The organism is Pseudomonas sp. PLB05 (assembly GCF_021106615.1).
Classification (GTDB): Bacteria; Pseudomonadota; Gammaproteobacteria; order Pseudomonadales; family Pseudomonadaceae; genus Chryseomonas; species Chryseomonas benzopyrenica.
Genome location: NZ_JAJOHO010000003.1, coordinates 1 through 25,907 on the forward strand (window position 1 = coordinate 1; position 25,907 = coordinate 25,907).

The 25,907-nt window shown below is 64.9% G+C and carries 26 protein-coding genes and 1 tRNA gene; 18 read left to right on the forward strand and 9 right to left on the reverse strand.

What is annotated here, in order from left to right; genetic code table 11:
• Positions 1–385: 385 nt before the first annotated feature.
• Positions 386–2,326 carry a UvrD-helicase domain-containing protein gene (locus LRS53_RS12700; RefSeq protein WP_231356127.1) on the forward strand — a complete coding sequence of 647 codons (1,941 nt, stop codon included), beginning with the start codon at positions 386–388 and terminating at the stop codon, positions 2,324–2,326.
• A gap of 88 nt (positions 2,327–2,414) precedes the next feature.
• Here the strand turns inward: LRS53_RS12700 and LRS53_RS12705 are convergent, their stop codons facing one another.
• From LRS53_RS12705 to LRS53_RS12720, 4 genes are all read right to left on the reverse strand, one after another.
• Positions 2,415–3,590 (reverse strand): L-rhamnonate dehydratase, encoded by a 1,176-nt coding sequence (locus LRS53_RS12705; protein ID WP_231356128.1) that lies wholly within the window; start codon positions 3,588–3,590, stop codon positions 2,415–2,417.
• Positions 3,591–3,683: 93 nt separating this feature from the next.
• Positions 3,684–4,697 (reverse strand): 4-hydroxythreonine-4-phosphate dehydrogenase PdxA, encoded by a 1,014-nt coding sequence (locus LRS53_RS12710; protein WP_231356129.1) that lies wholly within the window; start codon positions 4,695–4,697, stop codon positions 3,684–3,686.
• Positions 4,694–5,644, reverse strand: coding sequence for an amidohydrolase family protein (locus LRS53_RS12715; protein WP_231356130.1), 951 nt, complete (start codon positions 5,642–5,644; stop codon positions 4,694–4,696). Before LRS53_RS12715 ends, LRS53_RS12710 begins: the two co-directional genes overlap by 4 nt.
• The gene (locus tag LRS53_RS12720; protein ID WP_231356131.1) at positions 5,637–6,959 is read right to left on the reverse strand and encodes an MFS transporter; all 1,323 of its coding nucleotides are present in this window, start codon (positions 6,957–6,959) and stop codon (positions 5,637–5,639) included. The genes LRS53_RS12715 and LRS53_RS12720 overlap by 8 nt, the downstream gene beginning before the upstream one ends.
• 291 nt (positions 6,960–7,250) lie before the next feature.
• Here LRS53_RS12720 and LRS53_RS12725 point away from each other — a divergent pair, with 291 nt between their 5' ends.
• The 10 genes from LRS53_RS12725 to LRS53_RS12770 all read left to right on the forward strand — a co-directional run bounded on the left by LRS53_RS12725 (position 7,251) and on the right by LRS53_RS12770 (position 16,412).
• Positions 7,251–8,249, forward strand: a complete 999-nt coding sequence (locus LRS53_RS12725) for a tripartite tricarboxylate transporter substrate binding protein (protein WP_231356132.1) — start codon at positions 7,251–7,253, stop codon at positions 8,247–8,249.
• A gap of 28 nt (positions 8,250–8,277) precedes the next feature.
• Positions 8,278–8,796 carry a tripartite tricarboxylate transporter TctB family protein gene (locus LRS53_RS12730; protein WP_231356133.1) on the forward strand — a complete coding sequence of 173 codons (519 nt, stop codon included), beginning with the start codon at positions 8,278–8,280 and terminating at the stop codon, positions 8,794–8,796.
• A complete protein-coding gene (locus LRS53_RS12735; protein WP_231356134.1) occupies positions 8,793–10,313 on the forward strand; it encodes a tripartite tricarboxylate transporter permease in 1,521 nt (506 codons plus the stop codon). Before LRS53_RS12730 ends, LRS53_RS12735 begins: the two co-directional genes overlap by 4 nt.
• Positions 10,314–10,405: 92 nt before the next feature.
• Positions 10,406–11,359 carry a LysR family transcriptional regulator gene (locus tag LRS53_RS12740; RefSeq protein WP_160923206.1) on the forward strand — a complete coding sequence of 318 codons (954 nt, stop codon included), beginning with the start codon at positions 10,406–10,408 and terminating at the stop codon, positions 11,357–11,359.
• A gap of 128 nt (positions 11,360–11,487) precedes the next feature.
• The gene (locus tag LRS53_RS12745; RefSeq protein WP_231356135.1) at positions 11,488–12,222 is read left to right on the forward strand and encodes an SDR family NAD(P)-dependent oxidoreductase; all 735 of its coding nucleotides are present in this window, start codon (positions 11,488–11,490) and stop codon (positions 12,220–12,222) included.
• A 199-nt stretch (positions 12,223–12,421) separates the two neighbouring features.
• A complete protein-coding gene (gene zigA, locus LRS53_RS12750; RefSeq protein WP_231356791.1) occupies positions 12,422–13,657 on the forward strand; it encodes a zinc metallochaperone GTPase ZigA in 1,236 nt (411 codons plus the stop codon).
• Between the two features lie 14 nt (positions 13,658–13,671).
• The gene (gene folE2, locus LRS53_RS12755; protein WP_231356136.1) at positions 13,672–14,571 is read left to right on the forward strand and encodes a GTP cyclohydrolase FolE2; all 900 of its coding nucleotides are present in this window, start codon (positions 13,672–13,674) and stop codon (positions 14,569–14,571) included.
• A 112-nt stretch (positions 14,572–14,683) separates the two neighbouring features.
• The gene (locus LRS53_RS12760; RefSeq protein WP_231356137.1) at positions 14,684–14,947 is read left to right on the forward strand and encodes a hypothetical protein; all 264 of its coding nucleotides are present in this window, start codon (positions 14,684–14,686) and stop codon (positions 14,945–14,947) included.
• A 266-nt stretch (positions 14,948–15,213) separates the two neighbouring features.
• The gene (locus tag LRS53_RS12765) at positions 15,214–15,795 is read left to right on the forward strand and encodes a hypothetical protein (RefSeq protein ID WP_231356138.1); all 582 of its coding nucleotides are present in this window, start codon (positions 15,214–15,216) and stop codon (positions 15,793–15,795) included.
• Between the two features lie 395 nt (positions 15,796–16,190).
• Positions 16,191–16,412, forward strand: coding sequence for a hypothetical protein (locus LRS53_RS12770; protein WP_231356139.1), 222 nt, complete (start codon positions 16,191–16,193; stop codon positions 16,410–16,412).
• 447 nt (positions 16,413–16,859) lie between these two features.
• Here the strand turns inward: LRS53_RS12770 and LRS53_RS12775 are convergent.
• Positions 16,860–16,947 (reverse strand) — tRNA-Ser (locus tag LRS53_RS12775).
• Between the two features lie 127 nt (positions 16,948–17,074).
• On the opposite strand from LRS53_RS12775, the gene LRS53_RS12780 reads away from it, so the two are divergent.
• From LRS53_RS12780 to LRS53_RS12810, 7 genes are all read left to right on the forward strand, one after another.
• Complete coding sequence (locus tag LRS53_RS12780; RefSeq protein ID WP_017641775.1) at positions 17,075–17,743, forward strand: Bax inhibitor-1/YccA family protein; 669 nt, start codon at positions 17,075–17,077, stop codon at positions 17,741–17,743.
• Positions 17,744–17,792: 49 nt separating this feature from the next.
• Positions 17,793–18,188 carry a sulfurtransferase complex subunit TusD gene (gene tusD, locus LRS53_RS12785; protein WP_160923202.1) on the forward strand — a complete coding sequence of 132 codons (396 nt, stop codon included), beginning with the start codon at positions 17,793–17,795 and terminating at the stop codon, positions 18,186–18,188.
• 1 nt (position 18,189) lies between these two features.
• Positions 18,190–18,546, forward strand: a complete 357-nt coding sequence (gene tusC, locus LRS53_RS12790) for a sulfurtransferase complex subunit TusC (RefSeq protein ID WP_231356140.1) — start codon at positions 18,190–18,192, stop codon at positions 18,544–18,546.
• Positions 18,543–18,842 (forward strand): sulfurtransferase complex subunit TusB, encoded by a 300-nt coding sequence (gene tusB, locus LRS53_RS12795; protein WP_231356141.1) that lies wholly within the window; start codon positions 18,543–18,545, stop codon positions 18,840–18,842. The genes tusC and tusB overlap by 4 nt, the downstream gene beginning before the upstream one ends.
• Before the next feature lie 2 nt (positions 18,843–18,844).
• Complete coding sequence (locus LRS53_RS12800; protein WP_231356142.1) at positions 18,845–19,159, forward strand: TusE/DsrC/DsvC family sulfur relay protein; 315 nt, start codon at positions 18,845–18,847, stop codon at positions 19,157–19,159.
• Entirely contained in the window at positions 19,156–20,139 is a 984-nt protein-coding gene (locus LRS53_RS12805) for a glycosyl transferase family protein (RefSeq protein ID WP_231356143.1), read from the forward strand. The genes LRS53_RS12800 and LRS53_RS12805 overlap by 4 nt, the downstream gene beginning before the upstream one ends.
• 65 nt (positions 20,140–20,204) lie before the next feature.
• Positions 20,205–21,206: a glutathione S-transferase family protein gene (locus LRS53_RS12810; RefSeq protein ID WP_231356144.1), complete on the forward strand. Its 1,002-nt coding sequence runs from the start codon at positions 20,205–20,207 to the stop codon at positions 21,204–21,206.
• A 3-nt stretch (positions 21,207–21,209) separates the two neighbouring features.
• On the opposite strand, the gene cysG is transcribed toward LRS53_RS12810, so the two are convergent.
• Genes cysG through lolA form a run of 4 tightly spaced genes read right to left on the reverse strand, consistent with a single transcriptional unit; the run spans position 21,210 to position 25,890 of the window.
• Positions 21,210–22,604, reverse strand: coding sequence for a siroheme synthase CysG (gene cysG, locus LRS53_RS12815; protein ID WP_231356145.1), 1,395 nt, complete (start codon positions 22,602–22,604; stop codon positions 21,210–21,212).
• The gene (gene serS, locus LRS53_RS12820; RefSeq protein ID WP_231356146.1) at positions 22,604–23,881 is read right to left on the reverse strand and encodes a serine--tRNA ligase; all 1,278 of its coding nucleotides are present in this window, start codon (positions 23,879–23,881) and stop codon (positions 22,604–22,606) included. The genes cysG and serS overlap by 1 nt, the downstream gene beginning before the upstream one ends.
• A gap of 47 nt (positions 23,882–23,928) precedes the next feature.
• Positions 23,929–25,257: a replication-associated recombination protein A gene (locus tag LRS53_RS12825; protein ID WP_231356147.1), complete on the reverse strand. Its 1,329-nt coding sequence runs from the start codon at positions 25,255–25,257 to the stop codon at positions 23,929–23,931.
• 9 nt (positions 25,258–25,266) lie between these two features.
• Positions 25,267–25,890, reverse strand: coding sequence for an outer membrane lipoprotein chaperone LolA (lolA, locus tag LRS53_RS12830; protein ID WP_007162303.1), 624 nt, complete (start codon positions 25,888–25,890; stop codon positions 25,267–25,269).
• Positions 25,891–25,907 lie beyond the last annotated feature (17 nt).

Consider the following 25,907-nt stretch of genomic DNA (forward strand, 5'->3'; position numbering starts at 1 on the left):
ATCCTGTCAAGCGTTGATTTGAACTTTTTCGTTTCAACTCAACCACTTGCGCTTGCCTGACCGGTCTAACCAATCTCGGCAGCGGGAGGCGAATCCTACAGCATCCTAAGACGCTGTCAACCCCCTCCGCTTCATTTCGTCATCACCCGGAGGTGAGAGCCAAATGGCGAAGAATCCGTGGACCCCTCGCCCGGCTCAGACCTAAGCGCTTGATTTTCAAGCCGCTTCAGCGTCTGCGCCGGAAGTGGGGCGCATTATAGGGGAGTTTCAAGGTAGGTCAACAGGTTATTTCAAGAAACTTTCAACAGAGACCAAAAAGCCTCCATGAGATCGAGCTGTCACCTGCGCAGGGTAAGATGCAGGCAGACGATGTTTCGAGGATTGCATGACTTCCATCCTGGCCCGCTACCGACAACAGCTGAAGAACTCCCTGGGCAATTGGTTTCCCCGCACCACGCTCTTCCTTAAAGGAGAGGCACCTATAGAGGGAGAGCCCAAGTCAGGCAGGCAGAACACAGCCGAGCCAGTAAAAGGCCGTAAGCGGCAGACCGCGTCCAAAGCCACCATCAAGGACGCGGGGAAGGAGCAATCCGTTACCCAATCGTCTGCGGCTATCCCCTCCCCTATCGCTATCTATGGCCATGCGATCCCGATAAAGCGCTCTCAGGAACAGCGGATGAAGGCGCGTGTCGAGCAAGCCGTGGCTCAGGGCATCATCCAGCCACCGTCGCCGGAGCAGTGGAAGATGATCCTGACACGTACGCCAGCGACGCGAATCTTCGCGGGTGCCGGCTCCGGCAAGACCACGACCCTGGTACTGCGGGTGGTGTTCATGCTGTGTCACCTGGAGATCCCCCGCGAGCAATTGACCGTCATTTCCTTTACCAAGGCATCCTGCGAAGAACTACGTGCCCAGCTCAAGCGTGTTCTGGCCTTTTGGGAAGCGCCCCTGGATGACGAATCGGCTCGGGAGCTGGTACGGACCTTTCACTCGGCCCTGGCGCAAATGGCGCGCACAGAACTGAGGGCGACACAGTGGTTCGAGCAGCTATCTGCCCACTCAACAGGTGAGGAAGAACCGAATAACGGCATGCTGGCAGGGGCGACCCTGAATGATGGGCAACGGCAACTCCTGCTCCTGGCCTACAGGAACTGCTATCGCGAGGAGGCCAGTTTTCGCCGCCGCGTCCATCTGTTGCTGGAACTCGCGGCGCCCAACGAAGAAGAGTTGCCAGGCGAGCCGCCCTTGCAGCCCTTCGTACTTAATGGTGAGCGTCAACCGCAACCGCTGCCCGACCTCTTCTATGGCCAGGCCTCGTTCGCCGAAACCCTTGGTCTGAGGGTCGGCGCGATAAAGAGCAGCCAGCTGGAATGCTCGATGCGGGATCGGATCTTCCTGGAGGCCATGCAGCAGTTCTGGCGACACTTCGACAAGGTGCTGAAGGAACAGCGGCTGATCACCTTCAATACAGCCTTCGCCGTGCTGACGGATCGCCTGGAAAAGAAACCCAGTCGTGCGCTGATTGAAAGGCTGCGACCCTTCACCCATCTGCTGATCGATGAATTCCAAGACATCTCGCCGCAGATCGCTCTTTGGCTGCAGCAGGTGCAACTCAGGCTTGCCGAGGAGAAGCTCGCGCCCTCGCTGATGGCCATCGGTGACGACTGGCAATCCATCTATGGCTGGCGGGGCAGCTCGCCGGAGCTGTTCATTCATTTCGATCGCTGGTTTCCTGGCCAGACGCCCAGTCAAACGCTGATGCTGGGGACCAACTATCGCTCTTCACCCGCCATCGTGGCGGACGGCGAGCGCATCCTGACGCAGGTGCGGCACAGGCAACCCAAGAAAACCCAGGCCTTTCGTGCAGCGGATGAGCTTGGGCACGGAGTGAAGGTCGTACCGCAATTCGATATAGGTCGCCAGTTGACCTCATTGCTGGGTGAAATCGAAGCTCAGCGAAGCTATGCAGCGGAGCGAGAACGGCCGGAGCGTTGCGCGGTCATGGTGATGAGTCGCCTGAATGCACCTTTGAAAGCCATCCACGAGCAGCTGGGCCGACAGCCGGGAGTGCGCACCTGCACCATTCACCGCGCCAAGGGACTGCAGGCCGAGGTGGCTATCGTGCTGGACGACGGTCAGCCCCAGCAGCCGCACCCGCTGCGCAATGCGCTCTATGCAGTCAGCGGACATTTCCAGCAGAGCTACGACGATGCCATGGCCGATGAAGCGTTGCGCCTGAGTTATGTGGCGGTGACCCGCGGGGTCAGCCGAGTACTGTGGTACACCCGGCAGCCACGGGGGGCAGCGGCGATCCTGGCGGGGTGAGTCGAACAACGCGGCGACTCGCGCCACTCAGCGTCGCGGCGGTGAAATGGCCACCGCCCTCCCCGCGGGTTGGCGGCCAGTTGGCGCCCTATTCGATCACATCGAAGTCCTTGAGATGGTCTTCGGACAACTCCAAACCCAGGCCGGGCTTTTCATCATCCAGCTGCAGATAGCCACCGACCGGCTGGGGTTCGCCCTTGAAGACGTAGTAGAAGAGTTCGTTGCCCACCTCGACGTCGAACACCGGGAAGAACTCGGCCATGGGCGAAGCGGTGCTAGCCATGGTCAGGTGGTAGTTGTGCATCTGGCCGGCGTGAGGAATGACCGGTACCGACCAGGCTTCGGCCAGGGCGTTGATCTTGCGCGCGGCGGTGATGCCGCCGACGCGGTTGGTGTCGTACTGGATGACGTCCACCGCGCGGCGTTCGAGGAGGTCCTTGAAGCCGTAGGAGGTGAACTCATGCTCGCCACCGGAGATGGGCATGATGCCCATCTTCTTGAGTTCGACGTAGCCTTCGATGTCGTCGGCGATGACTGGCTCCTCCAGCCAGCGCGGTTCGAATTCGGCCAGTTTGGGCAGCATGCGCCGGGCGTATTCCAGGGTCCAGCCCATGTAGCACTCCAGCATGATATCGACGTCCGGGCCGGCCAGTTCGCGCAGGGCGCGCACCTGCTCGAGGTTACGCCGCATGCCGGCGGGGCCGTCCTTGGGTCCGTAGCCGAATCTCATCTTGAGGGCGTCGAAGCCCTGGTTGAGATAGCCCTGGGCTTCTTCCAGGAACAGGTCCAGGTTGTCGTTGGCGTAGAGCTTGGAGGCGTAGCAGGGAATCTTTTCCTTGGTACGGCCGCCCAGCAGCTTGAATACCGGCTTGTTCACGGCCTTGCCCATCAGGTCCCAGAGCGCCAGGTCGACGGCGGAGATGGCGGCCATGCCGATGCCCTTGCGGCCCCAGGCGTGGGTGCGGCGGTACATCTTCTGCCAGAGGTATTCGTTGTCGAAAGGATCCTGCCCCATGACGATGGGGGTCAGGTACAGATCGATGATTTCCTTGGCCACCCGCGGCGCCAGGGCGCAGTTGCCGAGGCCGACCAGGCCGCTGTCCGTCTCGATCTCCACCACCAGCCAGCCATGGAAGCGGAAGGAGCCCATGGCGTCGCCGCGCTCATAGAGGATGTCGGTGGCGTTGGTGCAGAAGTGCGCCTGGGGTGGGACGACCTTGCCTTTCCATTCGAAGACGCGGGTACGGACACTGGTGATTTTCATGGTGAGTTTCCTTTTTCGAGCATGAGTCAGGCCTGCCGGCCCCTTGGGCCGGCTCGGCGGATTCGGTAAGCGCCTAGGGCGCCTCGGTCGCTATCAGTGGCGGGACGTGCCCAGGCGACAGGCGATCTCGAAGGCCTGGCGGGTGGCGCCGACGTTGGCGCGCCCCTGGCCGGCGATGTCGAAGGCGGTGCCATGGGCCGGCGTGGCGATGGGAATGGGCAGGCCGCCCTGCACCGTGACGCCACGGGAGAAGCCCATCAGCTTGATCGCGATCTGGCCCTGGTCGTGGTACATGGTCACCACGGCGTCGAAGGCGCGGGCGTCGCCCTGGACCTTGAGAAAGATAGTGTCGGCCGGATAGGGACCGTCGGCGGCGATACCCAGCGCCTTGGCTCGCTCCACGGCCGGACCGATGAGATCGAGCTCCTCCCGGCCGAAGCTGCCGGTGTCGCCATTGTGGGGATTGAGGCCGCAGACGCCGATGCGCGGTCGGGCCAGGCCGCTGCGCTTGAGTTCATTGTCGATCAGCTCGATGGCTTCGATCACCCGTTCCTGGCTGAGCAGGCCAGGGACGTCCTTGAGCGCGACATGGGAGGTCACCCGCGAGGTCCAGAGATCGTCCAGCACGTTGAATTCGCAGAACGGTCCCGTGTACCCCAGGCGCTCGGCGAACCAGTGCAACTCGTCGTTGTGGCCCAGGCCGGCGAGGTGCAGCGAGGTCTTGTTCAGCGGGCCGAAGAGGATGGCATCGGTGTGGCCGGCCTGGGTCAGGTCCAGGGCGACGGCCAGGGTGTCCAGGCTGTAGCGACCACCGACGACGCTGGCTTCGCTACGGGGAAATGCACCCTCGGCGGCGCCGCGGTAGGGATACAGCAGGGGTATGTCGTCCTGGAAGTCGAGAGCATCCAGGCTGTCGATGCGGCGATAGGGGTATTCGCAACCGGCGATGCGCATGCCGGCACGGGCCTCCTCCTCGTCGGCGATCAGCACCATCCGGGCGCGACTGCGCACCTCGGGATCGGCCAGCAGGCGGGCGATGAGTTCGGGACCGATGCCGGCCGGGTCGCCCAGCACCAGGGCCAGGCGGGGAAGCGGGGAGTTGCTCATGCGGAAGTCCTCAGGTAGGGATCCAGGCGGATGACGTCGGCCACCGGGCGATACAGACGCTGGGCGGTGTCATGGAAGAGTTGGCGTTGGGCTGTGATGGGCAGGTCGGCCACCAGGCGCTTGAAGCCGCCAAGGATGGTGGCGTAGCTGCCGCACAGGCGATCGACGGGAAAGTTGCTGGCGAACATGGCCCGCTCGGGGCCGAAGATGGCGATGGCCTCGCGGACGATCCAGGCATTGTCCTCGGCGCGCCAGGGTTGGCCGGCGAGGCCCAGACCGGAGATCTTCAACGCCACATTGGGCCATTCGGCCAGGCGGGCCAGGGCGGCGCGCCAGGCGGTCAGGCCTTCGGGACGGCGATCGGACGGCAGGCCGGTGTGGTTGAGGATCAACTGGATGGCCGGGAAGTCCCGCGCCAGGCGGCAGGCCTCGTCGAGATTCCACCAGGGCGTCTGCAGGTCGAAGTGCAGGCCGTGGCGCTGCAGTTCGGCGTAGCCCTGGCGCCAGCGGTCATCGCTCATCAGGGTGCGCTGGCTGCCGACCTCCTCCGGACGACCAGGACCGCCCGGTTTGTGTCTTACGCTACGCACCCGCGCGAAGGCGGCCTGGGCGGCGAGCAGCTCGGCAGCGTCTTCGGCATCCAGCCAGGCCTGGGCGACCACCGCATTGGGCACGCCATGGCGGCGCGCTAGTTCGTGAATGTAGCGGGTCTCGCCCAGGGGATCGCGGGGATCCCACTCGGTCTCGACATAGACGGTCTGGACCACGTCATGACCGGCCGCATCGGCGAAGTAGTGCTCGGGGAGGTAATCGCCCTTGATGGCGCTGTAGTCGCCATAACGGAAGGGAATGGTTTCCGCGCCGGACAGCCAGGGGTGGAAGTTGCGCCGGGGCTCCCAGAAGTGGTGGTGAGCGTCGATGATGGGGCCGCTATAGCGCTCAGTCATGCTGCACCTCCCGCTGGTCCAGGACGATCAGCAGGGTGCCGAGGATGAACAGGCCGGAGCAGAGGGCGAAGAAACCCAGTACCGCCGGATAGCCACCCAGGTGCTGCAGCAGCAGGCCGACCAGAATGGGCACGGCGATACCACCCAGGCTGCCGGCCAGGTTCATCACCCCGCCGATCAGACCCACCCGTGCTGGCGCCGCCAGCAGCGCCGGGAAACTCCAGTAGAGGCTGCCCCACATGAGGAAGAAGGCGGTGAGGGACAGCAGTGCCACGGCGGCATAGGGATCGGTGAGGTGCGGCAGCAGCAGAAAGGCCGCCAAGGCCACCAGGCCGGAGCAGGACAGCAGTCCCTTGGCGGCGAGGCCACGGCGCACGCCCTTGCGCACCAGCAGGTCGCAGAGAAAGCCACCGACCAGGGAGCCGGCCGCCCCGCAGAGAAAGATGACGAAGGTAGCGGCGCCGATGCCCTTGATGTCGAAGCCACGGGCCTGGGCCAGGTAGCTGGGCCCCCAGGTCAGCAGGCCGAAGAAGACCATGGCCCAACTGGCGCGACCGATGAGGATGCCGGCCAGGGAGCGACGGGCGATGCCCAGGCCCCGGGCGCCTGCCTTGGCCGCCTGGGCCACCGAGGTGGTGCGGCCTTCGTTGATGCGTGCGAGTTCAGCGGCATTGACCCCGGGGTGGGTCGCCGGGTCGTCCCGGAGATAGCGCCAGGCGAGCCAGGCCATGGCCAAGGTGGCAATACCGGCAATGAAGAAGGCGGTGCGCCAGGAACCGAAGACGGCGATCAGGTAGGCGATGAGCAGACCGCCCAGGGCCACGCCCAGGGGACCGCCGCAATCCATCAGCACCGCGCCCCGGCCACGTTCACTGGAGGCCAGCCAGAGCGAATTGAGCTTGCCACCGGCGGGGAACAGCGGTGCCTCGGCAGCGCCCAGGGCGACCCGGGCGAAGATCAGCGATAGGCCGCCGGTAGCGAAGGCGGCCAGGGTCTGGAATACGCCCCAGAGGCCGGTGGACCAGCCGATGACCCGGCGCGGGCCGTAGCGATCGATCAGCCAGCCGCCGGGAATCTGCAGGAGGGCGTACGCCCAGAAGAAGCTGCTGAGAATCAGCCCCTGGATGGCCGGAGTCAGCTGGAACTCATGGGCGATGGTAGGCATGGCGATGGACAGGGAGACGCGGTCCACTAGGTTGATGACGGTGAGGCCGAAGATGATGGCGAAGATGCGCCAACGCACGCGGGAGGCCTGCAGGGCCGTGGGTATGACGGCGGCTTCGTCGAGGTGGTTGGCGCGGGACGTCGAGAGCATGGCGTGACCCCTGATTATTGTTATGGGCGTTCAGCAGCCGGCTGGCGAGGTCGACTATCGTCTGCCGGTTCGATAACCGTCTAATCAAATCTGCACATAGGTGTATAGCCTGAGGATATAGGTGCCTTTCAGTGTTTCGCTGGAGAGCCCTTGGCGCCGAGGTCTCCGCAAGCTAACCCGCTACGACATAACCTCAGGCTATCGGTGCATGCCTTTTTTTGAGTGGTCAGGATTGCCCGGGGCTGCGCACACTCGGTCCACCCAAAACAACGACAAGAAAGAGGTAGTCCCATGCGCAGCACCTCCCTGCTCGCCGCCCTCCCCCTGTGTCTGGCCGCTGCGGTGGCTCCCCTGGCCCAAGCCGCCTGGCAGCCCGACGGCAAGGTGGAGATAGTGGTCGCCGGTGGCCCCGGTGGCGGCACCGACCAACTCGGCCGACTGATCCAGTCGATCATCACCCAGCACAAGCTCCTCGATGCCAGCACCGTGGTGATGAACAAGGGAGGCGGTAATGGCGCCGAGGCCTTTCTGGAGATGAAACTGGCCAAGGGCGAGGCGGACAAGCTGGTCATCGCCACTAACAACGTCTATCTGCTACCGCTGACCGCCAAGCTCGGCTACCAGTTGAGCGATCTCACCCCGGTGGCGGCCATCGCCGAGGATGACTTCATCCTCTGGACCTACGCCGACGCGCCCTGGAAGGATGCCCGCGGCTACATCGACGCCATCAAGCAGGATCCAGCCGGCAAGCGCATGGGTGGCAGCCAGTCGAAGGACGTCGACCAGACCCTAACCCTGCTGCTCAATCGCACCGAGGGCACCAAGCTCACCTACATCCCCTTCAAGAGCGGCAGCGAGGCGGCGACCCAGCTGGCCGGCAAGCACATCACCTCCAACGTCAACAATCCCAGCGAGAGCCTGAGCCAGTGGCGCGGTGGACAGGTGGTGCCGCTGTGCGTGTTCAGCCAGAGCCGCATGGCCTATACCGCCAAGGTCACCGAGACCCAGGCGTGGTCGGACGTACCCACCTGCAAGGAGCAGGGCCTGGGTATCGATCAATACCGCTTTCCGCGCACCGTGCTCTTGCCGGGCGGCGTCAGCGAGGAGCAGCGCGCCTTCTATGTGGAGCTCATGCGCAAAGTGAGTCAGACGCCCGAATTCAAGGCCTATATCGAGCGTAACGCCCTGGTGCCGACCTTCCTCGAAGGCCAGGCGCTGCAGGACTACATCACCCAGGACACCGCCCGGGTCACCCCGGTGTTCGAGGCCGCGGGCTGGCTCAAGCGCTGATCGGCGCACCGACACAGGAGAGACGGCCATGGCCGGAGATTCCCTGATCACCACCCGCTGGGTGGAACTGGGCGTGGCGGCGTTCACCGCCGGCCTCGGTGGCATCGTGATGATGGGCAGTCTGGAGCAGGGTATCGGCTGGGGCGATGCCGGCCCCGAGCCGGGCTACTTCCCCTTCTACATCGGCCTGCTGCTTGCCCTGGCTAGCCTGGCGACGGCGCTGCAGACCCTGTGGCGCTGGCAGGCGCTGCGCACGGGCTTCGTCGAGCGCGCCGCCTTCGGCCAGGTGCTGCGAGTGTTCCTGCCGATGCTGGCCTTCGTCGTCGCCCTGCCCCTGCTGGGCCTCTATGTCACGGCCTTTTTGTTCATCGCCTGGTTCATGGCGCGCGATCGCCAGCGGCGAAGGCGCTACGGCGCCTGGCAGATCCTCGCCACCGCCGGCGGCGTGAGCCTCGCCAGCTATCTGATCTTCGCCCTCTGGTTCAAGGTGCCACTGGATGCCGGCCCCCTGGCCGACCTCGCCCGCCTGCTGAGGAGCCTGTCATGAGCGAATTCGATTCCCTGATGCACGGGATGGGCCTGATCCTGTCCTTCCATCACCTGGCCCTGATGGTGATCGGTGTGCTGCTCGGCATCCTGGTCGGGGGGCTGCCCGGCCTGGGCGCGCCCAATGGCGTCGCCCTGCTGCTGCCGCTGACCTTCACCATGAGCCCGACCTCGGCCATCATCCTGCTCTCCTGCATGTACTGGGGCGCGCTGTTCGGCGGCTCCATCACCTCTATCCTGTTCAACATCCCGGGCGAACCCTCATCGGTAGCCACCACCTTCGACGGCTATCCCCTGGCGCGCCAGGGCCGTGCTGGCGAGGCCCTCACCGCGGCCTTCACCTCGGCGCTGCTGGGCGCCTTGGTCGGGGTGCTGCTGCTGACCTTCCTCTCCAGCCGCATCGCCGCCTTCGCCATGGAATTCAGCTCGCCGGAGTTCTTTGCCGTCTATCTGCTGGCCTTCTGCACCTTCATCGGCATGAGCAAGAATCCGCCGCTGAAGACGGTGGCGGCCATGATGATCGGCTTCGCCATGGCCGCGGTAGGCATGGATACCGTCTCCGGCAATCTGCGCCTGACCTTCGATCAACCGGCGCTGCTCTCGGGCATCAGCTTCGAGGTGGCGGTGATCGGCCTGTTCGGCATCGGCGAGATCCTCTGCACCGTGGAGGAAGGCCTGGTCTTTCGCGGCGAGCAGGCGCGCATCACCCTGCGTACGGTGCTTGCCACCTGGAAGCAATTGCCGCGCTACTGGCTGACCTGGCTGCGCAGCGCCCTGGTCGGCTGCTGGATGGGCGTGACCCCGGGCGGCCCTACCGCCGCCTCCTTCATGAGCTATAGCCTGGCGCGGCGCTTCTCGAAGAATCGCGAGGGCTTCGGCAAGGGCGAACTGGAGGGGGTGATAGCGCCGGAGACCGCCGATCATAGTGCCGGTACCAGTGCCCTGCTGCCCATGCTGACCCTGGGTATCCCCGGTTCGGCCACCGCCGCGGTGATGCTCGGCGGCCTGATGATCTGGGGCCTGCACCCGGGGCCGACCTTGTTCGCCGAACAGCACGACTTCGTCTGGAGCCTGATCGCCAGCATGTACCTGGGCAACGTGGTCAGCCTGATCGTGGTGCTGGCGACGGTGCCGCTGTTCGCCGCCATCCTGCGCATTCCCTTCTGCATCATCGCGCCCATCATCTTCACCGTCTGCGTCATCGGCGCCTATTCGGTGCACAACAGCCTGTTCGACGTCTGGCTGATGCTCGGTTTCGGCGTCCTTGGCTATGCCTTCAAGAAGCTCGGCTATCCCATCGCCCCCTTGGTGCTGGCGGCGGTGCTGGGCGACAAGGCCGAAGACGCCTTTCGCCAATCGATGCTGTTCTCCGACGGCCAGCTGGGCATCTTCTGGTCGAATCCCCTGGTGGGCAGCCTGACCACCGCGGCGCTGCTGATGCTCTGCTGGCCGCTGCTGGCGCGCGGACTGCAGGCCCTGCGCCAGGGCGCGCCGCGAGCCAAGGTCCGCCCCTCGTGAAGGCCCCGGCCTGGCGCAGACGCACCCCAGCTGCGCCAGGCCCCGGTTCATGCGCTACCCTAGCCGGCTCCCCTGCCCCGAGGTCCGCCAGCATGACGCGCATTCCCGATGCCCACACCATCCACAGCCGTCTGCGCCTACGCCAGTTGCGGCTGGTGCTGGCGCTGGCGGAATTCGGCTCCCTGCGCCGCGCCGCCGACGACATCGGCATGACCCAGCCGGCCGCCACCAAGATGCTCCACGAGATCGAGAGCCTGCTGGGCGTGGGGCTGTTCGAGCGGCTGCCGCGGGGCATGCGCGCCACGGCCTTCGGCGAGACGGTGATCTACTACGCGCGCATGGTCTTCGCCGAGCTGTCGGGTATGCGCGAGGAGCTGGTCGCGCTGGAATCGGGCAATCTCGGCCGGGTCGCGGTGGGCGCCATTCCGGCGCTGGCCTCGGGACTGCTGACCCGCACCATCGCCACCCTCAAGCAGAGTCATCCGCGGCTGTCCATGTCGATCCAGGTGGATACCAGCGACGTACTGGTCCAGGCGCTCTTGCAGGACCAGCTGGACGTGGTGCTGGGGCGCATTCCCACCGGCGCCCGCGCCGAGGAACTGCTGTTCGACAGCCTGGGCGAAGAGGTGCTCTGCGTGATCGCCGGCGCGCAGAACCCCCTGGCCCAGGCCACGCACCTGACCTGGGGCGAGTTGCAGGAGCACACCTGGGTGCTGCAGCAGCATCCCAGCCCGATGCGCGCCATCATCAACCAGGCCTTCCACGACGCCCGGGTCGATATTCCCGGCAGCATCGTCGAGACCACCTCCATCATGACCCTGCTGGCACTGCTGCAGCAAACCGACATGCTCGGGGTGACCCCACTGTCGGTGGTCAACGACTACCCCGGTCGCCACCTCCTGGCGGTGCTGCCCATCGCCTTCGAACCCCGGTTGCCGCCCTACGGGCTGATCCGGCGGCGCCATCGGGTGCAGTCGTCGGCCATGCAGACCTTCATGGCCACGGTGCGCAGCGAACATGGCCGGTTGCGCCAGGACGACGCCTGAGCACCTTGGCCGCGGATTGCTGCTGGCTCCCAGCTTGGGCATAGTGAACCGGCCTGCCAGACGCCGGAGTCGTCCACCATGCCCATCCTGTCGCCTCTCACCCGCCTTGCGCCCCGCCGGGGCCGCCCATGACCCAGCGCACCATGCTGCTCACCGGCGCCAGTCGCGGGATCGGTCATGCCACCGTCAAGCTGTTCCGCAACCTGGGCTGGCGGCTGCTCACCGTTTCCCGCCAGCCGTTTTCCGCAGAGTGCGCCTGGCCGGAAGCTCGCGATGCGCACATCCAGGCCGATCTCGCCGACCTTTCCCAGATCGACCGCCTGGTCGCCACTGTCCGCGAGCGCCTGCCCGGGGGCAAGCTGCACGCCCTGGTCAACAACGCCGGCATCTCACCCAAGGGGCCCGATGGCAGCCGCCTCGGCGTACTGGCTTCCGATGCCGACACCTGGACCCAGGTGCTCAACGTCAACCTGGTGTCCACCGCCCTGCTCGCGCGCGCCCTGTTGCCGGAGCTGGAAGCGGCCCAGGGCAGCATCGTCAACGTCACCTCCATCGCGGGCTCCCGGGTGCATCCCTTCGCGGGCGTGGCCTATGCCGCCTCCAAGGCGGGCCTCGCCGCGTTGACCCGCGAACTGGCCCATGAATTCGGTCCCCGGGGCGTGCGCGCCAACGCCATAGCGCCCGGCGAGATCGCCACCGCCATCCTTTCGCCCGGTACCGACGGCCTGGTGGAAGCCGAAGTCCCACTCAAGCGCCTGGGCACTCCCGACGAAGTCGCCGAGACCATCTACTTCCTCTGCAGCGAACGCTCCTGCTACATCAACGGCGCCGAAATCCATATCAATGGCGGTCAGCACGTCTAGGCGGGGCCCGCCTCAGAAGCCCGCCCGCACAGACTAGGAACGGGCAGCCAGGCCACCACCATCAACGTTCCGGGTGGCGCTTCAGCGCTAGGCAGAGGCGCCTTCTTAACGCACCATTAATGTTATGTTATAACGTGACCAAACATCCCGATGCCCATATCACAGGGATGCATCCGTCCTACGACTTCTTCTACCCGTGATGACCATGACGACCCAAACCAGCCTTTCCAGCCAGAAACTCCCCGTCACCGTACTGTCCGGCTTTCTCGGCGCCGGCAAGACCACGCTGCTCAACCATATTCTCAAGAACCGCGAAGGCCGCCGGGTGGCGGTCATCGTCAACGACATGTCCGAGGTCAACATCGACGCCGCCCTGGTCCGCGACGGCGGCGCCGAGCTGTCGCGCACCGAGGAAAAGCTGGTCGAGATGAGCAACGGCTGCATCTGCTGCACCCTGCGTGAAGACCTGCTGCTCGAGGTGGAGCGGCTCGCCCGGGACGGCCGCTTCGATCAGCTGGTCATCGAATCCACCGGTATCTCCGAGCCGCTCCCGGTGGCCGAGACCTTCACCTTCGCCGGTGAAGACGGTCGCTGCCTCGGTGACGTCGCCCAGCTCGACACCCTGGTCACCGTGGTGGACGCCTTCAACTTCCTACGCGACTACGCCTCCAGCGACTCCCTGGAGTCCCGCGGCGAGTCTCTCGGCGAGGAAGACGAACGTACCGTGGTCGACCTGCTGATCGAGCAGATCGAGTTCTGCGACGTCCTGGTGGTGAACAAGCTGGACCTGGTCGAACCGGCCGAACGCGATCGCCTGCTGGCCATCCTGCGCAGCCTCAATCCTCGCTCGCGGCTGGAATTGGCGAGCTTCGGCGCCGTCCCCCTGGAGCGGGTGCTGCAGACCGGTCTCTTCGACTTCGACGAAGCCGCCAAGGCGCCGGGCTGGCTGCAGGAGCTGCGCGGCGAGCACACCCCCGAGACCGAGGCGTACGGCATCGCAAGCTTCGTCTACCAGGCGCGTCGCCCTTTTCATCCCGAGCGCTTCTTCGCCCTGGTCGAGCAGGAATGGCCAGGCGTAGTCCGTTCCAAGGGCTACTTTTGGCTAGCCAGCCATCCCGCCCATGCCGGCACTTGGTCACAGGCCGGCGCCGTCGCCCGCCATGGCGTCGCCGGGCGCTGGTGGGCCGCGGTACCGCCCGAGCAATGGCCGGACGATGAAGAAACCGTCGCCATCATCAAGGAGAAATGGCACGAGGGTGTCGGCGATGCCCGCCAGGAGCTGGTCCTCATCGGCATGGACATGGACGAAGCCGCACTGCGTGCCCGCCTGGATGCCTGCCTGCTGACCGACACCGAACTCGCTGCTGGCCCCTCGGCCTGGATGCGCCTGCACAACCCCTTCAGCGACTGGCCCCCGGCCGCCGATCCCCACTGAGCCAAGCCCTGCCCATGAGCGCCATCCTCCCCGACGTCTCCCTTAGCGAGACCGCCACCCTGCCCGCCGCCCTCGATTGGGTCGGCATGCAGGGCATCGACCTGCCCATCCGTCTCGGCGAAGGCGATCTCGACAGCTTCGTGCCTGCCAGGGCCGACGTTCAGGTCGATCTGCCCGCGGCCACCGCCAAGGGCATCCACATGTCCCGGCTCTACCGGTTGCTGGACCGCCTGGGTGAGCCGCTCACGCCCGAACGCCTGCGCTCGCTGCTGGCTGACATGGTCACCAGCCACCGCAGCTGCGACTCCCGCGCCGCCCGGCTGCGCCTCGACTTCGCCCTGCTGGTTCGTCGCTCAGCCCTGGTGACCGCCGAGCTGAGCGGTTGGAAGCGCTATCCAGTGCGCCTGGAAGCCAGTTGGGTTGCCGGCGTCTTCCAGCTCAGCGCCCGCGTCGAAATTCCTTACTCATCCACCTGCCCCTGCTCCGCCTCCCTGGCCCGCCAACTGGTCGAACGGGCCTTTCTCGAAGAGCACGGGACCGCCGAGCACGTGGATCCGGTCACCGTCGCCTGCTGGCTACGCCGCCACGCCTCCCTGGCCACCCCGCACAGTCAGCGCAGCCTGGCACAGGTGCGGGTCAGCATTCCGGCAGGCGCCGTCGACCTCAAACTGCTGCCCTTGATCGACCAGTGCGAAAGGGCCCTGGGCACCCCGGTGCAAACCGCCGTCAAGCGCGCCGACGAACAGGCCTTCGCCGCCCTCAACGGCAGCAATCTGATGTTCGTCGAGGACGCCGCCCGCCGCCTGCTGGTGGCCCTGCGTGATAGCCACCAGGAAGTGCGCATCCACGTGCGCCATCTGGAGAGTCTGCACCCGCACGATGCGTCCGCCTGGGCCTCCAGTTCGCCCGCTTGACCAAAACGCTTCGGCAGCTTTCCTTTTCCAATGCCAGCTTTAGCGCTTTACTGCAAACGAAGCGGTCGCTTTGGGCGACCACTCCCGCTGTCTCGACTCAGGAGCGCCTCCGATGAAATCACGGCTTACCGTAGCAACCCTGACCGTTTTGCTAAGCGTCCTCAGCACGGGCGTCGCGCTGGCCGAAAGCGCGCTGGAAAAGAGCGTCCGCCAGGACGGCCGTGACGTGAGCGAGGACGCGCGCCACGACCGGAAGGAAATCGACAAGGGTGCGGCCCATGCCGCTGACGAAGCCGACCGCACCGATACCCAGCTGGACAAGGAACGCCACCGCGAAGACAAGAAGGCGGACAAGGAATACAAGAAGACGCTGTAACCCTCGCGGGCAGAGCACAGGGGCGGTCTTGTCCTCCAACTCTGCCCTTCCCTTCACGCCCCGACAGGCTGCGTGAATTTCAACCACTGAACGCAGGCAAACCTCTGGCCTGCCTATCCAACTGATGAGTGTGTCAGGGGCATCCGCCCGGCTGCAGAGCCCGGCAACCGACTCGCGCCCCATGAAATTAGTGACCTGAATCACATTATTTTGGCATGACGAGTCTGATGGCTTAGACTGCGCGCCTCTCGAAAAAGGAGTTTCGCATGAAGCCATCTCATCTCTTGTTCATCGCCTTCGCCACGCTGCAACTCGCCGGTTGCGCCATCGGCCAGAAGATCGACTACCGCCAGACCGCCCCGCAACTCAGCGTCAAGGCCGACAAGCCGGTTGCCGTCGCGGTACTCGATGAGCGTCCCTATGTGGTCGCCCAAGACAAGGACGCCACCTACGTCGGCAACATCCGCGGCCTCTACTACAATCCCTGGAGCGTCCGCACCTACAGCGGCAGCCCCCTTTCCGCCGACCTGCAGGACGCCGTGCAAAAGGCCCTGGCCCGCGCCGCCATAACCGCTATGCCCAGCCAGGCCAGCGACCGCGCGCCCCAGGGTCAGAAGCTGCTGGTGCTGAAACTGCGGGAATGGAAATCCGACGCCTACATGCGCGTCCGCTTCGACTATGATGTCATCACCCAGGTCCTCGACGACCAGGGCAAGGTGCTCGCCAGCGACGAGATCAAAGGCAGCGGCCCGACCAACAGTGTCATCCTCTCGGGCACCCAGGTCCTGACCAACGCCATCGATGCACCGGCCATCGCTGCCGCCCTGGCCAAGGGCAACACGCCCTGACTGGGACGCCGCACCTCGGCATGAAAAAGCCCGCTTCGCGCGGGCTTTTTCATGCCCACAGGTGCTGGGGCAAGATACGCAGCAGAGCGAATCGCACGGCCATCGAGACGAGCGCCAAGGCGCACAAAAGGTTTCAGCCAGGCTGCAGTGATCAGCGGCTACAGCCTGTCGGAGCAGGAAGACCGGGGTACAAAGTAGTCAGACAGGATCGGGCTAAACCAGTATTCAACCGCCCCGAACGCAACGCTCGGGCTGTGGACTGCGACATCGCGCTGGGCGACGCCTTACCGCAGTTACGGGCCTTGGTTGATCGTGAGAAGCCAACGACCTCCGCACTTCTGCCGCCTGCAGTTGTCAGACCACCTCATTCGACGTGGCCCTGCTAGGCAAGCAACATGAATGCACCTGTGAAAGAACAGAAGGTGATCAATGCGATTGCTATAGGAACCTGCGTAGCAGCAATGGTCTTGCTGTTGAGCTTCGCTGAAGCCACAATCGCGGCCAATAGCTGGGTACCGCAGCCCAATACCGAAACTGAAAAGGATACTTCAGCTGCGCTATCAATTGACAAGGACAGTGACGCTCTTCGAGTCGAGGCCCCACGGCCGGCTAAATAGCGTCCCGCTTAAATCTGCACTCATTCGTCCGAGATCGCTCACCAGCGATCAGGGCCTACTGGCGCTCACCCTGGGTGCCATGTGTATTGGGCTGGCAACCATCTTCGTGGTGGCCATGGTAGCCTGCTGACGATGGTGCGTGACCAGGGTCGGTAGCTTCGGTGGGTAACCGATAGTTTGGCGATGCTTTGCACGCCCTGACTCAAGCAGGCCTGCCTGCTCATCTCATAAGGCAGTTTCCAACGATCGCACGCAGCTCAGCCCTCGCTCTCGTGCGGGGCCTGGGTTGCCGCGATGCCCACCCTCCTCGGGGCGAGTGCTATAGAAGGTCAGGCCTCGGCGCTGTTCCGAAAGAACTTTGGAACTCCTCCTTTTCACTCGCCCAACAGGTCTTGAAATTCGACCCTGCAGACAGCAAAAAGCCCCGTAGGAACGGGGCTTCGAAGATGGCGGAAGCGCAGAGATTCGAACTCTGGGACCCTTGCGAGTCGGCGGTTTTCAAGACCGCTGCCTTAAACCACTCGGCCACACTTCCGTAAGAGGGGCGCATAGTACCTGATGGCAACACACTGTCAAACACTCGCAAGCGATCCTTAAGCAACATTTGCTATCTTCGGGGTCGTACGGTACATCACACCGTTAAATTAGCTTTGGAGTACACCATGAACGAGCGTCAATACGCCTACAACCCTGCCATCGCGCAACCGCGGGACGTCAGCCGTGTATTGCGCAACACCTACGCCCTGCTGGCCATGACCCTGGCATTCAGTGGCTTGGTTGCCTTCGTCTCGCAGCAGATGCGGCTACCCTACCCCAACATCTTCGTGGTACTGATCGGCTTCTACGGCCTGTTCTTCCTGACCATGAAGACCCGTAACAGCGGCTGGGGGCTGGTCAGCACCTTCGCCTTGACTGGCTTCATGGGCTACACCCTGGGCCCGATCCTGAACATGTACCTGGGTCTGCCTAACGGCGGCAGCGTGATCGCTTCGGCTGCCGGCATGACCGCCCTGGCCTTCTTCGGTCTGTCGGCCTACGCGCTGATCAGTCGCAAGGACATGAGCTTCCTCGGTGGCTTCCTGATGGCAGGCTTCTGGATCCTGCTGGGCGCCGTGGTGCTGTCCTTCTTCGTCCAGATCAGTGGTCTGCAACTGGCCATCAGCGCGGGCTTCGTGCTGTTTGCAGCCGCGGCCATCCTGTTCCAGACCAGCGCCATCGTGCACGGTGGTGAAGACAACTACATCATGGCTACCATCACCCTGTACGTCTCGATCTACAATATGTTCATCAGCTTGCTGCAGATCTTTGGATTCGCCAGCAATAACGATTGATCATCGGCGGTAGCCCAAGAGGCCCGCTTCGGCGGGCCTTTTTACATCCATGAAATTTGCCATCGTTGTCCTTTCCCCGCCCCAGGCGCCTTCGGCCCGTCGGGCCCTGCGCTTCTGTGAGGCACTGCTGGCCGGGGGTCACGAGCTGTCGCGACTTTTCCTCTATCGCGATGGCGTTCATAACGCCTCCCACGCCACCGTCAGTGGCCAGGACGAGTCGGATCTACCCGCGCGCTGGCGTGAGCTGATCGAACGTCACCAGATCGACGCCGTGGTCTGTATCGCCGCCGCCCTCAAACGTGGGCTGCTGGATGAAAACGAGGCACGGCGCTATGAACGTGAGGGCGCGGTGAACGTGCGGGCGCCCTGGCAGCTGTCCGGTCTGGGCCAACTGCATGAGGCGGTGCAGGACGCCGATCGCCTGCTCTGCTTTGGAGGCGACTAGCATGGCCAAGAGCACCCTCGTCATCTCCCGCCAGCCCACACTGAGCGGCCCCGGTCCGCGCGAGGCCCTGGATATCGTACTGGCCGGCGGTGCCTTCGAACTGCCCCTGGCGCTGCTGTTCGCCGGTCCTGGCGTGACCCAGTTGCTGGCAGCCGACAGCGCTGCCTTGGAGCAGAAGGATCTGAGTGCCAATCTCTCCGCGCTGCCGCTGTTCGGTGTCGAGGCCATCTACGCCGAAGCCACCGCCCTGCAACGTCTGGGCATCACGCCCGAGCAGTTGCCCGCCTGGGTGACACTACTGGAGCCCGAAGCCCTGGCGGCGCTGATCCATGACCATGATCAGGTGATCTCCATTTGACTACTCTGCACCTGTTTTCCCGTTCGCCGCTGCTAGATGCCGACGCGCTAGATGGACTCACCTGGGTGCGCGACGAGGACGCCGTCCTGTTGACGGGAGGCGCCGTCGAAGCGTTGCGCCCAGGCAGCGTCGCGGCAGCGCTGTTGATACAGCTTCCCGCCAAGACGACCCTCTATGCCCTGGCGGAGGATGTCCAGGCCCGTCGCTTACACCCAGAAGGAGCCGTGACCCTGATCGACTATCCCACTTTCGTCGACCTTAGCGTGAGCTGCGCCAAGGTCATCAGCTGGACCTGAGCATGGCCCCTCTCGACCTCGACGCCGAAGGCTACCTGCGCGATCTCTCCCATTGGAGTCCCGAGGTGGCCCAGCACCTGGCACTCAAGGAGGGCATCGAGCTGACCGATCGCCACTGGCAGGTGCTGCAGGCGCTACGCGACTTCTACGCCCAATTCCAGCTTTCGCCGGCCAACCGGCCGCTGATCAAGTACATTGCCCAGACACTGGGCCCGGAGCTGGGCACCAGCCTCCAGCTCAATCTGCTATTCAAGGGCGCGCCAGCCAAGCTCGGCGCCAAACTGGCCGGCCTGCCGAAACCGGATAATTGCCTATGACCTTCACCACGCCCGAAGAACATCCCTTCGCCGTCTATGTCCGGGCCCTGGGCAAGGGCAAGCGCGGCGCCCGCAGCCTGACCGAGGCCGAGGCGGAAACGGCCATGGGCCTGATTCTCGACGGCCGGGTCACCGATGCGCAGCTCGGTGCCTTTCTCATGCTGCTGAGGCACAAGGAAGAAAGCGCCGAAGAGCTGGCCGGCTTTACCCGCGCCGTCAGGGCGCGGCTGCAGCCGCCAGGCTTCGCCGTCGACCTCGACTGGCCCTCCTACGCCGGCAAGAAGCGTCACCTGCCCTGGTACCTGCTGGCGGTGAAATGCCTGGCCGGCGGTGGTGTGCGGGTGGTCATGCATGGCGGCGGCACCCATACCGCGGGCCGACTCTACACCGAGCAATGCCTGACCGACCTGGGCATGCAGAGGGTCGATAGCTGGCAGGACGCCGGCGCCCTACTCGACCGGGGCCAGCCGGCCTTCCTGCCCCTGGCGGCCTGGATGCCCGAACTGCAGCGGATGATTGATCTCAAGGCCGAGCTCGGCCTGCGCTCGCCGATCCACTCCCTGGTCCGGCTGCCCAATCCCAGCCAGGCGCGTTGCATCCTGCAGAGCATCTTCCATCCGGGTTACCAGGAGGTCCATCGCGAGGCCAGTCGCCTGCTGGGTGACGACAGCATCGTCATCAAGGGCGAAGGCGGCGAAGTCGAGCGCAATCCCGATGTCATCGCCCACCTCTATGGCACCCGTGGCGGTGAAGCCTGGGACGAAAGCTGGCCGGCGCTGACCGAGCGCCGCCAGGTCAAGCCGGAGCGCCTCGACCCGGCGTTGCTGGCCACCACTTGGCGCGGCGAGGCAGAAGACCCCTATGGCCGTCTGGCGGTCATCGCCACCCTGGCCGTGGCCCTCCGCGCCCTGGGTCAGGATCAAGTCAGCGCCCAAAGCGAAGCCGAACGCCGCTGGGAAGCGCGCGACCGCTCGCTCTGACGTCGCCTCAGGAACCCGGAGCGGCTCCCTGGGTTCCTAACCGCAACGCAGCGGAGGATGACGATATGGGCTTGTTGGTCGATGGACAGTGGCAGGACCGTTGGTACGACAATGGCAAGGATGGCCATTTCAAGCGAGAAGAGGCCCAGCGTCGTGACTGGATAGCTCGCATCGAGCAGGCCATTCCCGAAGGGGTCTCGCGCTACGCACCGGAGGCCGGTCGCTACCACCTCTATGTGTCCCTGGCCTGCCCTTGGGCTCACCGCACCCTGATCTACCGCAAGCTCAAGGGCCTCGAAGAGCTGATCGGCGTTTCAGTGGTCAGCTGGCTGATGCGCGAGGAAGGCTGGACCTTCGATACAGCCAAGGGCTCCAGTGGCGACGAGCTCTATCACCTCGACCGCCTCTACCAGCTCTATCAACGCGACCAGGTCGATTACACCGGCCGGGTCACCGTACCGGTGCTCTGGGACCGCCAAGAAGAACGCATCGTCAGCAACGAATCCGCCGAGATCATCCGCATGTTCAATGGCGCCTTCGACGAGCTGACCGGCAATTGCCTGGATCTCTACCCCGAGGCCCTGCGCAGTCGCATCGACGCCCTCAACGATCGCATCTATCCGACGGTCAACAACGGCGTCTACCGAGCTGGCTTCGCCACCACCCAGGAGGCCTATGAAGAGGCCTTCGACGAGGTCTTCGCCACCCTGGACGACCTGGAAAAGCTGCTGCAGACCCAGCGCTATCTGACCGGCGAATGGCTGACCGAAGCCGATTGGCGCCTGTTCACCACCCTGATTCGCTTCGATGCCGTCTACCACGGTCATTTCAAGTGCAACCTGCGGCGCATTCGGGATTATCCGGCGCTACAGGGTTGGCTCAGGGAGCTCTACCAATGGCCAGGTATCGCCGAGACCGTCGACCTCCAGCACATCAAGCATCACTACTACGGCAGCCATGCCCAGATCAATCCGACCGGCATCGTGCCCAAGGGACCGGCCCTGGAGCTGGAGCTGCCTCATGGCCGCGAGGCCCTGAGCAGTGCCGGAATCCAGGGTGCGGCCTGAGGATCACACCGCCGTCTGAGCACCTTCGAACCAGGCCAGCTTCTCGCGCAGCGCCACAACCTCGCCGACGATCACCAGGGTCGGCGCATGCACCTCATGCTCTGCGACCAGCTGCGGCAGATCCTGCAAGGTACCGGTGAATACCCGCTGATTGAGCGTGGTGCCTTGCTGCACCAGCGCAGCCGGCGTGGCCGGGTCCTTGCCGTGGGCGATGAGTTGCTCGCAGATGGTCGGCAGCCCCACCAGTCCCATGTAGAACACCAGGGTCTGCCCCGGTGCCACCAGATCGGTCCAGGGCAGATCGGCCGAGCCGTCCTTGAGATGACCGGTGACGAAGCGTACCGACTGGGCATGGTCGCGGTGCGTCAGGGGAATGCCGGCATAGGCCGCACAGCCACTAGCCGCGGTGATGCCCGGCACCACTTGGAAAGGAATGCCTTCGGCCGCCAGCTCTTCGATCTCTTCGCCGCCACGGCCGAAGATGAAGGGATCGCCGCCCTTGAGCCGCAGGACCCGCTTGCCTTCCTGGGCTAGCTTGACCAGCAGGCGATTGAGATCCTCCTGGGGCACCGCATGCTCGGCGCGGCGCTTGCCGACATAGATGCGATCGGCATCGCGCCGGCACATGTCGAGGATGGTCGGAGCTACCAGGCGGTCGTAGAGCACCACGTCGGCCTGCTGCATCAGCCGCAGGGCGCGGAAGGTCAGTAGATCCGGATCGCCGGGACCGGCGCCGACCAGATAGACCTCGCCGCGAAAGGTGGCCGTCTCGCTGGTCAGCTTGGCTTCCAGCAGTTGTTCGGCGGCCTGGGGCTGGCCGGAAAAGACCTTTTCCGCGACCTCGCCCTGGAACACCTCTTCCCAGAAGATGCGTCGCGCCTGCAGATCGGCGAAACGCGTCTTGACCCGGGCGCGGAAGCGCTGCGCCAGTTGCGCCAGCTGACCGTAGGTAGCGGGGATCCAGCTCTCCAGCTTGGCCCGCACCAGGCGGGCCAGCACCGGAGCATCTCCGCCACTGGAAATGGCGATCACCAGCGGCGAACGATCGACAATGGCCGGAAAGATCACGGTGCACAGCTTGGGCGCATCCACCACGTTGACCGGCAAACCCAGCGCCTGGGCATCGTAGGACACCGCCTCGTTGACCCCGTCGTCATCGGTGGCCGCGATCACCAGGCAATGCCCGGCGAGTTGGCCCGCCGCATAGCGCTCGACCCGGCAACTACCGCCCCGCGCCTCGACGAAGGCACGTACCTCCGGCTCGATCTCCGGCGCCACCAGGGTGATGCGGGCACCGGCTTCGGCCAGCAGCACGCTCTTGCGCAGGGCGATGTCGCCCCCGCCGACCACCAGCACCGGACGGCCATCGAGCTTGTGGAAGAGCGGCAGGTAATCCATCAGCCGATGACCTCGAGGCCACCCATGTAGGGCTTGAGTACCTCGGGGACGCGGATGCTGCCGTCGGCCTGCTGATAGTTCTCCACCACGGCGACCAGCGTACGGCCCACGGCCAGGCCGGAGCCGTTGAGGGTGTGCACCAGCTCGGGCTTGCCCTCGGCGTTGCGGTAGCGGGCCTGCATGCGGCGCGCCTGGAAGTCACCGCAGTTGGAGCAGGACGAGATCTCGCGATACTTACCCTGGCTCGGCACCCAGACTTCCAGGTCGTAGGTCTTGGTGGCGCCGAAACCCATGTCGCCGGTGCACAGCGAAAGCACCCGGTAGGGCAGTTCCAGCCGTTGCAGCACGGTCTCGGCGTGGCCGGTCAGTTCTTCCAGGGCCTGGAAGGAGGTACTCGGCTCGACGATATGGACCATCTCCACCTTGTCGAACTGGTGCTGGCGGATCATGCCGCGGGTGTCGCGACCCGAGGCCCCGGCTTCGCTGCGGAAGCAGGGGGTATGCGCGGTGAACTTCAGCGGCAGGCGCTTGGCGTCGAGGATCTGGCCAGCGACCAGGTTGGTCAGAGTGACCTCGGCGGTGGGGATCAGGTAGAGATCGCTCTCGCCTTCCCGGCCGATCTTGAACAGGTCTTCCTCGAACTTGGGCAGCTGACCGGTGCCCTGCAGGGTCTCGGCCTGCACCAGGTAGGGGGTATAGGTCTCTTCGTAGCCGTGCTCACCGGTGTGCAGGTTGAGCATGAATTGCGCCAGGGCACGGTGCAGACGGGCGATGGGACCGCGCATGACGGCGAAGCGAGCGCCGGAGAAGCGTGCAGCGGTCTCGAAGTCCAGCCAGCCGTGGGTCTCGCCCAGGGCGACGTGGTCCTTGATCTCGAAGTCGAAGTCGCGCGGGGTGCCCCAGCGCCGGACTTCGACGTTGTCGTCTTCATCCTTGCCGACCGGCACCGAGGCGTCGGGCAGGTTGGGCAGGCCCAACAGCAGGGCATCCAGCTCGCCCTGGACCAGATCCAGCTCACGCTTGGCTTCTTCCAATTCGCTGCCCATGCGATCGACTTCGGCCAGCAGCGGCGCGATGTCTTCACCGCGCGCCTTGGCCTGGCCGATGCCCTTGGAGCGGGCGTTGCGCTCGGCCTGCAGGGTCTCGGTGCGAGTCTGCACGGCCTTGCGACGAGCTTCCAACGACTCCACCAGGCTGACGTCGAGGACGTAGCCACGGGTCGCCAAGCGTGCGGCCACCTCCTCGGTTTGGGTGCGAACCAGTTTCGAATCAAGCATGTCCGTGTCTCTTGCTTAGGAATGGGGGCAGCCGCGACGGCCAGGCGTCAGGAACGCGGCCGGCGCTGGCGCGGGCTGGACCGGTCGAGGTCCGCCAGGTGCTGCAGTTTATCGCGGATCTTCAGCTCCAGCCCACGGGGAACCGGCTCATAGTAGCGGCGCGGCTCCAGCTCTTCGGGAAAGTAGTCCTCGCCCGCGGCATAGGCTTCCGGTTCATCGTGGGCATAGCGGTATTCGTCGCCGTAGCCGAGGTTCTTCATCAGCTTGGTCGGCGCATTGCGCAGGTGCAGCGGCACCTCGCGCGAGCCGTTCTGGCGCACATCGGCCAAGGCGGCCTTGTAGCCCATATAGACGGCATTGCTCTTGGGCGCGCAGGCCAGATAGACGATCGCCTGGGCGATGGCCAGCTCGCCTTCCGGACTGCCCAGGCGCTCCTGGACATCCCAGGCATCCAGGCACAGGCTCAGGGCGCGGGGATCGGCGTTACCGATGTCTTCGCTGGCCATGCGCACCACCCGCCGGGCGATGTACAGCGCATCACAGCCACCGTCGATCATCCGGGCGAACCAATAGAGAGCGCCATCGGGATTCGAGCCCCGCACCGACTTGTGCAACGCGGAGATCTGGTCATAGAAGGCCTCGCCGCCCTTGTCGAAACGCCGGCGCTGATCGCCGAGCAGACTCTGGAACAGCTCGGCATCCAGGACGCCACCGTCCTCGGCCAGGTCCGCGGCATTCTCCAGCAGATTGAGCAGCCGCCGGCCATCGCCATCGGCGGCCGCCAGCAGCAGCGCCAGGGCATCGTCGGGCAGGCTCAGGCGCCGCTTGCCCAGACCCTTGGCGCTGGTCAGGGCGCGGCGTGCCAGGCCGCCGAGCGCCTCGTCGTCCAGACTCTTGAGCACATAGACCCGCGCCCGCGAGAGCAGCGCGTTGTTGAGCTCGAAGGAGGGATTCTCGGTGGTCGCCCCGATGAAGATCAGGGTGCCGTCTTCGACATAGGGCAGGAAGGCATCCTGCTGCGACTTGTTGAAGCGATGCACCTCGTCGACGAAGAGGATGGTGCGCCGGCGGTACTGGGCAGCCTGCTGCTTGGCCACCTCCACCGCATGGCGGATCTCCTTGACCCCGGAGAGCACCGCCGAGAGCGTTTCGAAGTGGGCATCGGAAACCTGGGCCAGCAGCCGCGCCAGGGTGGTCTTGCCCACCCCGGGCGGCCCCCAGAAGATCATCGAATGCAGCGCACCCTGTTCCAGCGCCTCGCGCAGGGGCTTGCCCCGCGCCAGCAGGTGCTGCTGACCCGCGTATTCATCGAGGGTCTCGGGACGCATGCGGGCAGCCAAGGGCTGCCCGACGGGTGCGGCGCTGAAGAGATCCATGGGGTGCGATCACTCCTGGATGACGTCGGCTCCCTTGGGCACCTGGAAGGTGAACTGGGACGCGGCCACCGGCTCGTTGAGCTTGACGTTGAAGAAGAGGATGTTGGTTCTCTGACCGGCACCGTCGATCAACTGCATGTCGTTGATCACGCCGTTGCGGAACGACAGCCGCAGGCTGTCGAACAGAGTGTCCTTGGTCTTGGGCTTGAGCACGAAGTCGACGACGTTGCCGGCGTCCTTGCTGGTGACGTCGAAGCTGCTTTCGATCTTGGAGATGTCACCCGACAGCAGCAGCGCCGGCGTCTGGGTCAGGCGCAGGTCCAGCTTGCGGATCGTGACCTGTTCCAGGTCCGGGTCGTACAGCCAGACCTGCTTGCCGTCGGACACCAACAGTTGCTCCTGGGGCGCATCGGAATGCCAGCGGAACAGCCCGGGACGCTTGAGGCTCATGTTGCCGGCGGTTTCCTGCAGCCGGGTACCCGAACCATCCAGGGTCAGCTGGGAAAAACGCGCGGTCAGGGTCTGGGCCTTGTCCAGCAGTTGCGACAGGCGACCCACCGACGCCTGGTCGGCATGGGCGGAAAAGCTTACAGCGGCCAAGGCGGCCAAGGCGAAGCAACGCAGCTTGTGCATCGAAGTCCTCATGGATG

Coding starts and splice junctions, on each gene's coding strand:
- LRS53_RS12700 (WP_231356127.1), top strand. CDS start 386: ATGACTTCCATCCTGGCCCGCTACCGACAACAGCTGAAGAACTCCCTG.
- LRS53_RS12705 (WP_231356128.1), bottom strand. CDS start 3,590: ATGAAAATCACCAGTGTCCGTACCCGCGTCTTCGAATGGAAAGGCAAG.
- LRS53_RS12710 (WP_231356129.1), bottom strand. CDS start 4,697: ATGAGCAACTCCCCGCTTCCCCGCCTGGCCCTGGTGCTGGGCGACCCG.
- LRS53_RS12715 (WP_231356130.1), bottom strand. CDS start 5,644: ATGACTGAGCGCTATAGCGGCCCCATCATCGACGCTCACCACCACTTC.
- LRS53_RS12720 (WP_231356131.1), bottom strand. CDS start 6,959: ATGCTCTCGACGTCCCGCGCCAACCACCTCGACGAAGCCGCCGTCATA.
- LRS53_RS12725 (WP_231356132.1), top strand. CDS start 7,251: ATGCGCAGCACCTCCCTGCTCGCCGCCCTCCCCCTGTGTCTGGCCGCT.
- LRS53_RS12730 (WP_231356133.1), top strand. CDS start 8,278: ATGGCCGGAGATTCCCTGATCACCACCCGCTGGGTGGAACTGGGCGTG.
- LRS53_RS12735 (WP_231356134.1), top strand. CDS start 8,793: ATGAGCGAATTCGATTCCCTGATGCACGGGATGGGCCTGATCCTGTCC.
- LRS53_RS12740 (WP_160923206.1), top strand. CDS start 10,406: ATGACGCGCATTCCCGATGCCCACACCATCCACAGCCGTCTGCGCCTA.
- LRS53_RS12745 (WP_231356135.1), top strand. CDS start 11,488: ATGACCCAGCGCACCATGCTGCTCACCGGCGCCAGTCGCGGGATCGGT.
- zigA (WP_231356791.1), top strand. CDS start 12,422: ATGACCATGACGACCCAAACCAGCCTTTCCAGCCAGAAACTCCCCGTC.
- folE2 (WP_231356136.1), top strand. CDS start 13,672: ATGAGCGCCATCCTCCCCGACGTCTCCCTTAGCGAGACCGCCACCCTG.
- LRS53_RS12760 (WP_231356137.1), top strand. CDS start 14,684: ATGAAATCACGGCTTACCGTAGCAACCCTGACCGTTTTGCTAAGCGTC.
- LRS53_RS12765 (WP_231356138.1), top strand. CDS start 15,214: ATGAAGCCATCTCATCTCTTGTTCATCGCCTTCGCCACGCTGCAACTC.
- LRS53_RS12770 (WP_231356139.1), top strand. CDS start 16,191: ATGAATGCACCTGTGAAAGAACAGAAGGTGATCAATGCGATTGCTATA.
- LRS53_RS12780 (WP_017641775.1), top strand. CDS start 17,075: ATGAACGAGCGTCAATACGCCTACAACCCTGCCATCGCGCAACCGCGG.
- tusD (WP_160923202.1), top strand. CDS start 17,793: ATGAAATTTGCCATCGTTGTCCTTTCCCCGCCCCAGGCGCCTTCGGCC.
- tusC (WP_231356140.1), top strand. CDS start 18,190: ATGGCCAAGAGCACCCTCGTCATCTCCCGCCAGCCCACACTGAGCGGC.
- LRS53_RS12800 (WP_231356142.1), top strand. CDS start 18,845: ATGGCCCCTCTCGACCTCGACGCCGAAGGCTACCTGCGCGATCTCTCC.
- LRS53_RS12805 (WP_231356143.1), top strand. CDS start 19,156: ATGACCTTCACCACGCCCGAAGAACATCCCTTCGCCGTCTATGTCCGG.
- LRS53_RS12810 (WP_231356144.1), top strand. CDS start 20,205: ATGGGCTTGTTGGTCGATGGACAGTGGCAGGACCGTTGGTACGACAAT.
- cysG (WP_231356145.1), bottom strand. CDS start 22,604: ATGGATTACCTGCCGCTCTTCCACAAGCTCGATGGCCGTCCGGTGCTG.
- serS (WP_231356146.1), bottom strand. CDS start 23,881: ATGCTTGATTCGAAACTGGTTCGCACCCAAACCGAGGAGGTGGCCGCA.
- LRS53_RS12825 (WP_231356147.1), bottom strand. CDS start 25,257: ATGGATCTCTTCAGCGCCGCACCCGTCGGGCAGCCCTTGGCTGCCCGC.
- lolA (WP_007162303.1), bottom strand. CDS start 25,890: ATGCACAAGCTGCGTTGCTTCGCCTTGGCCGCCTTGGCCGCTGTAAGC.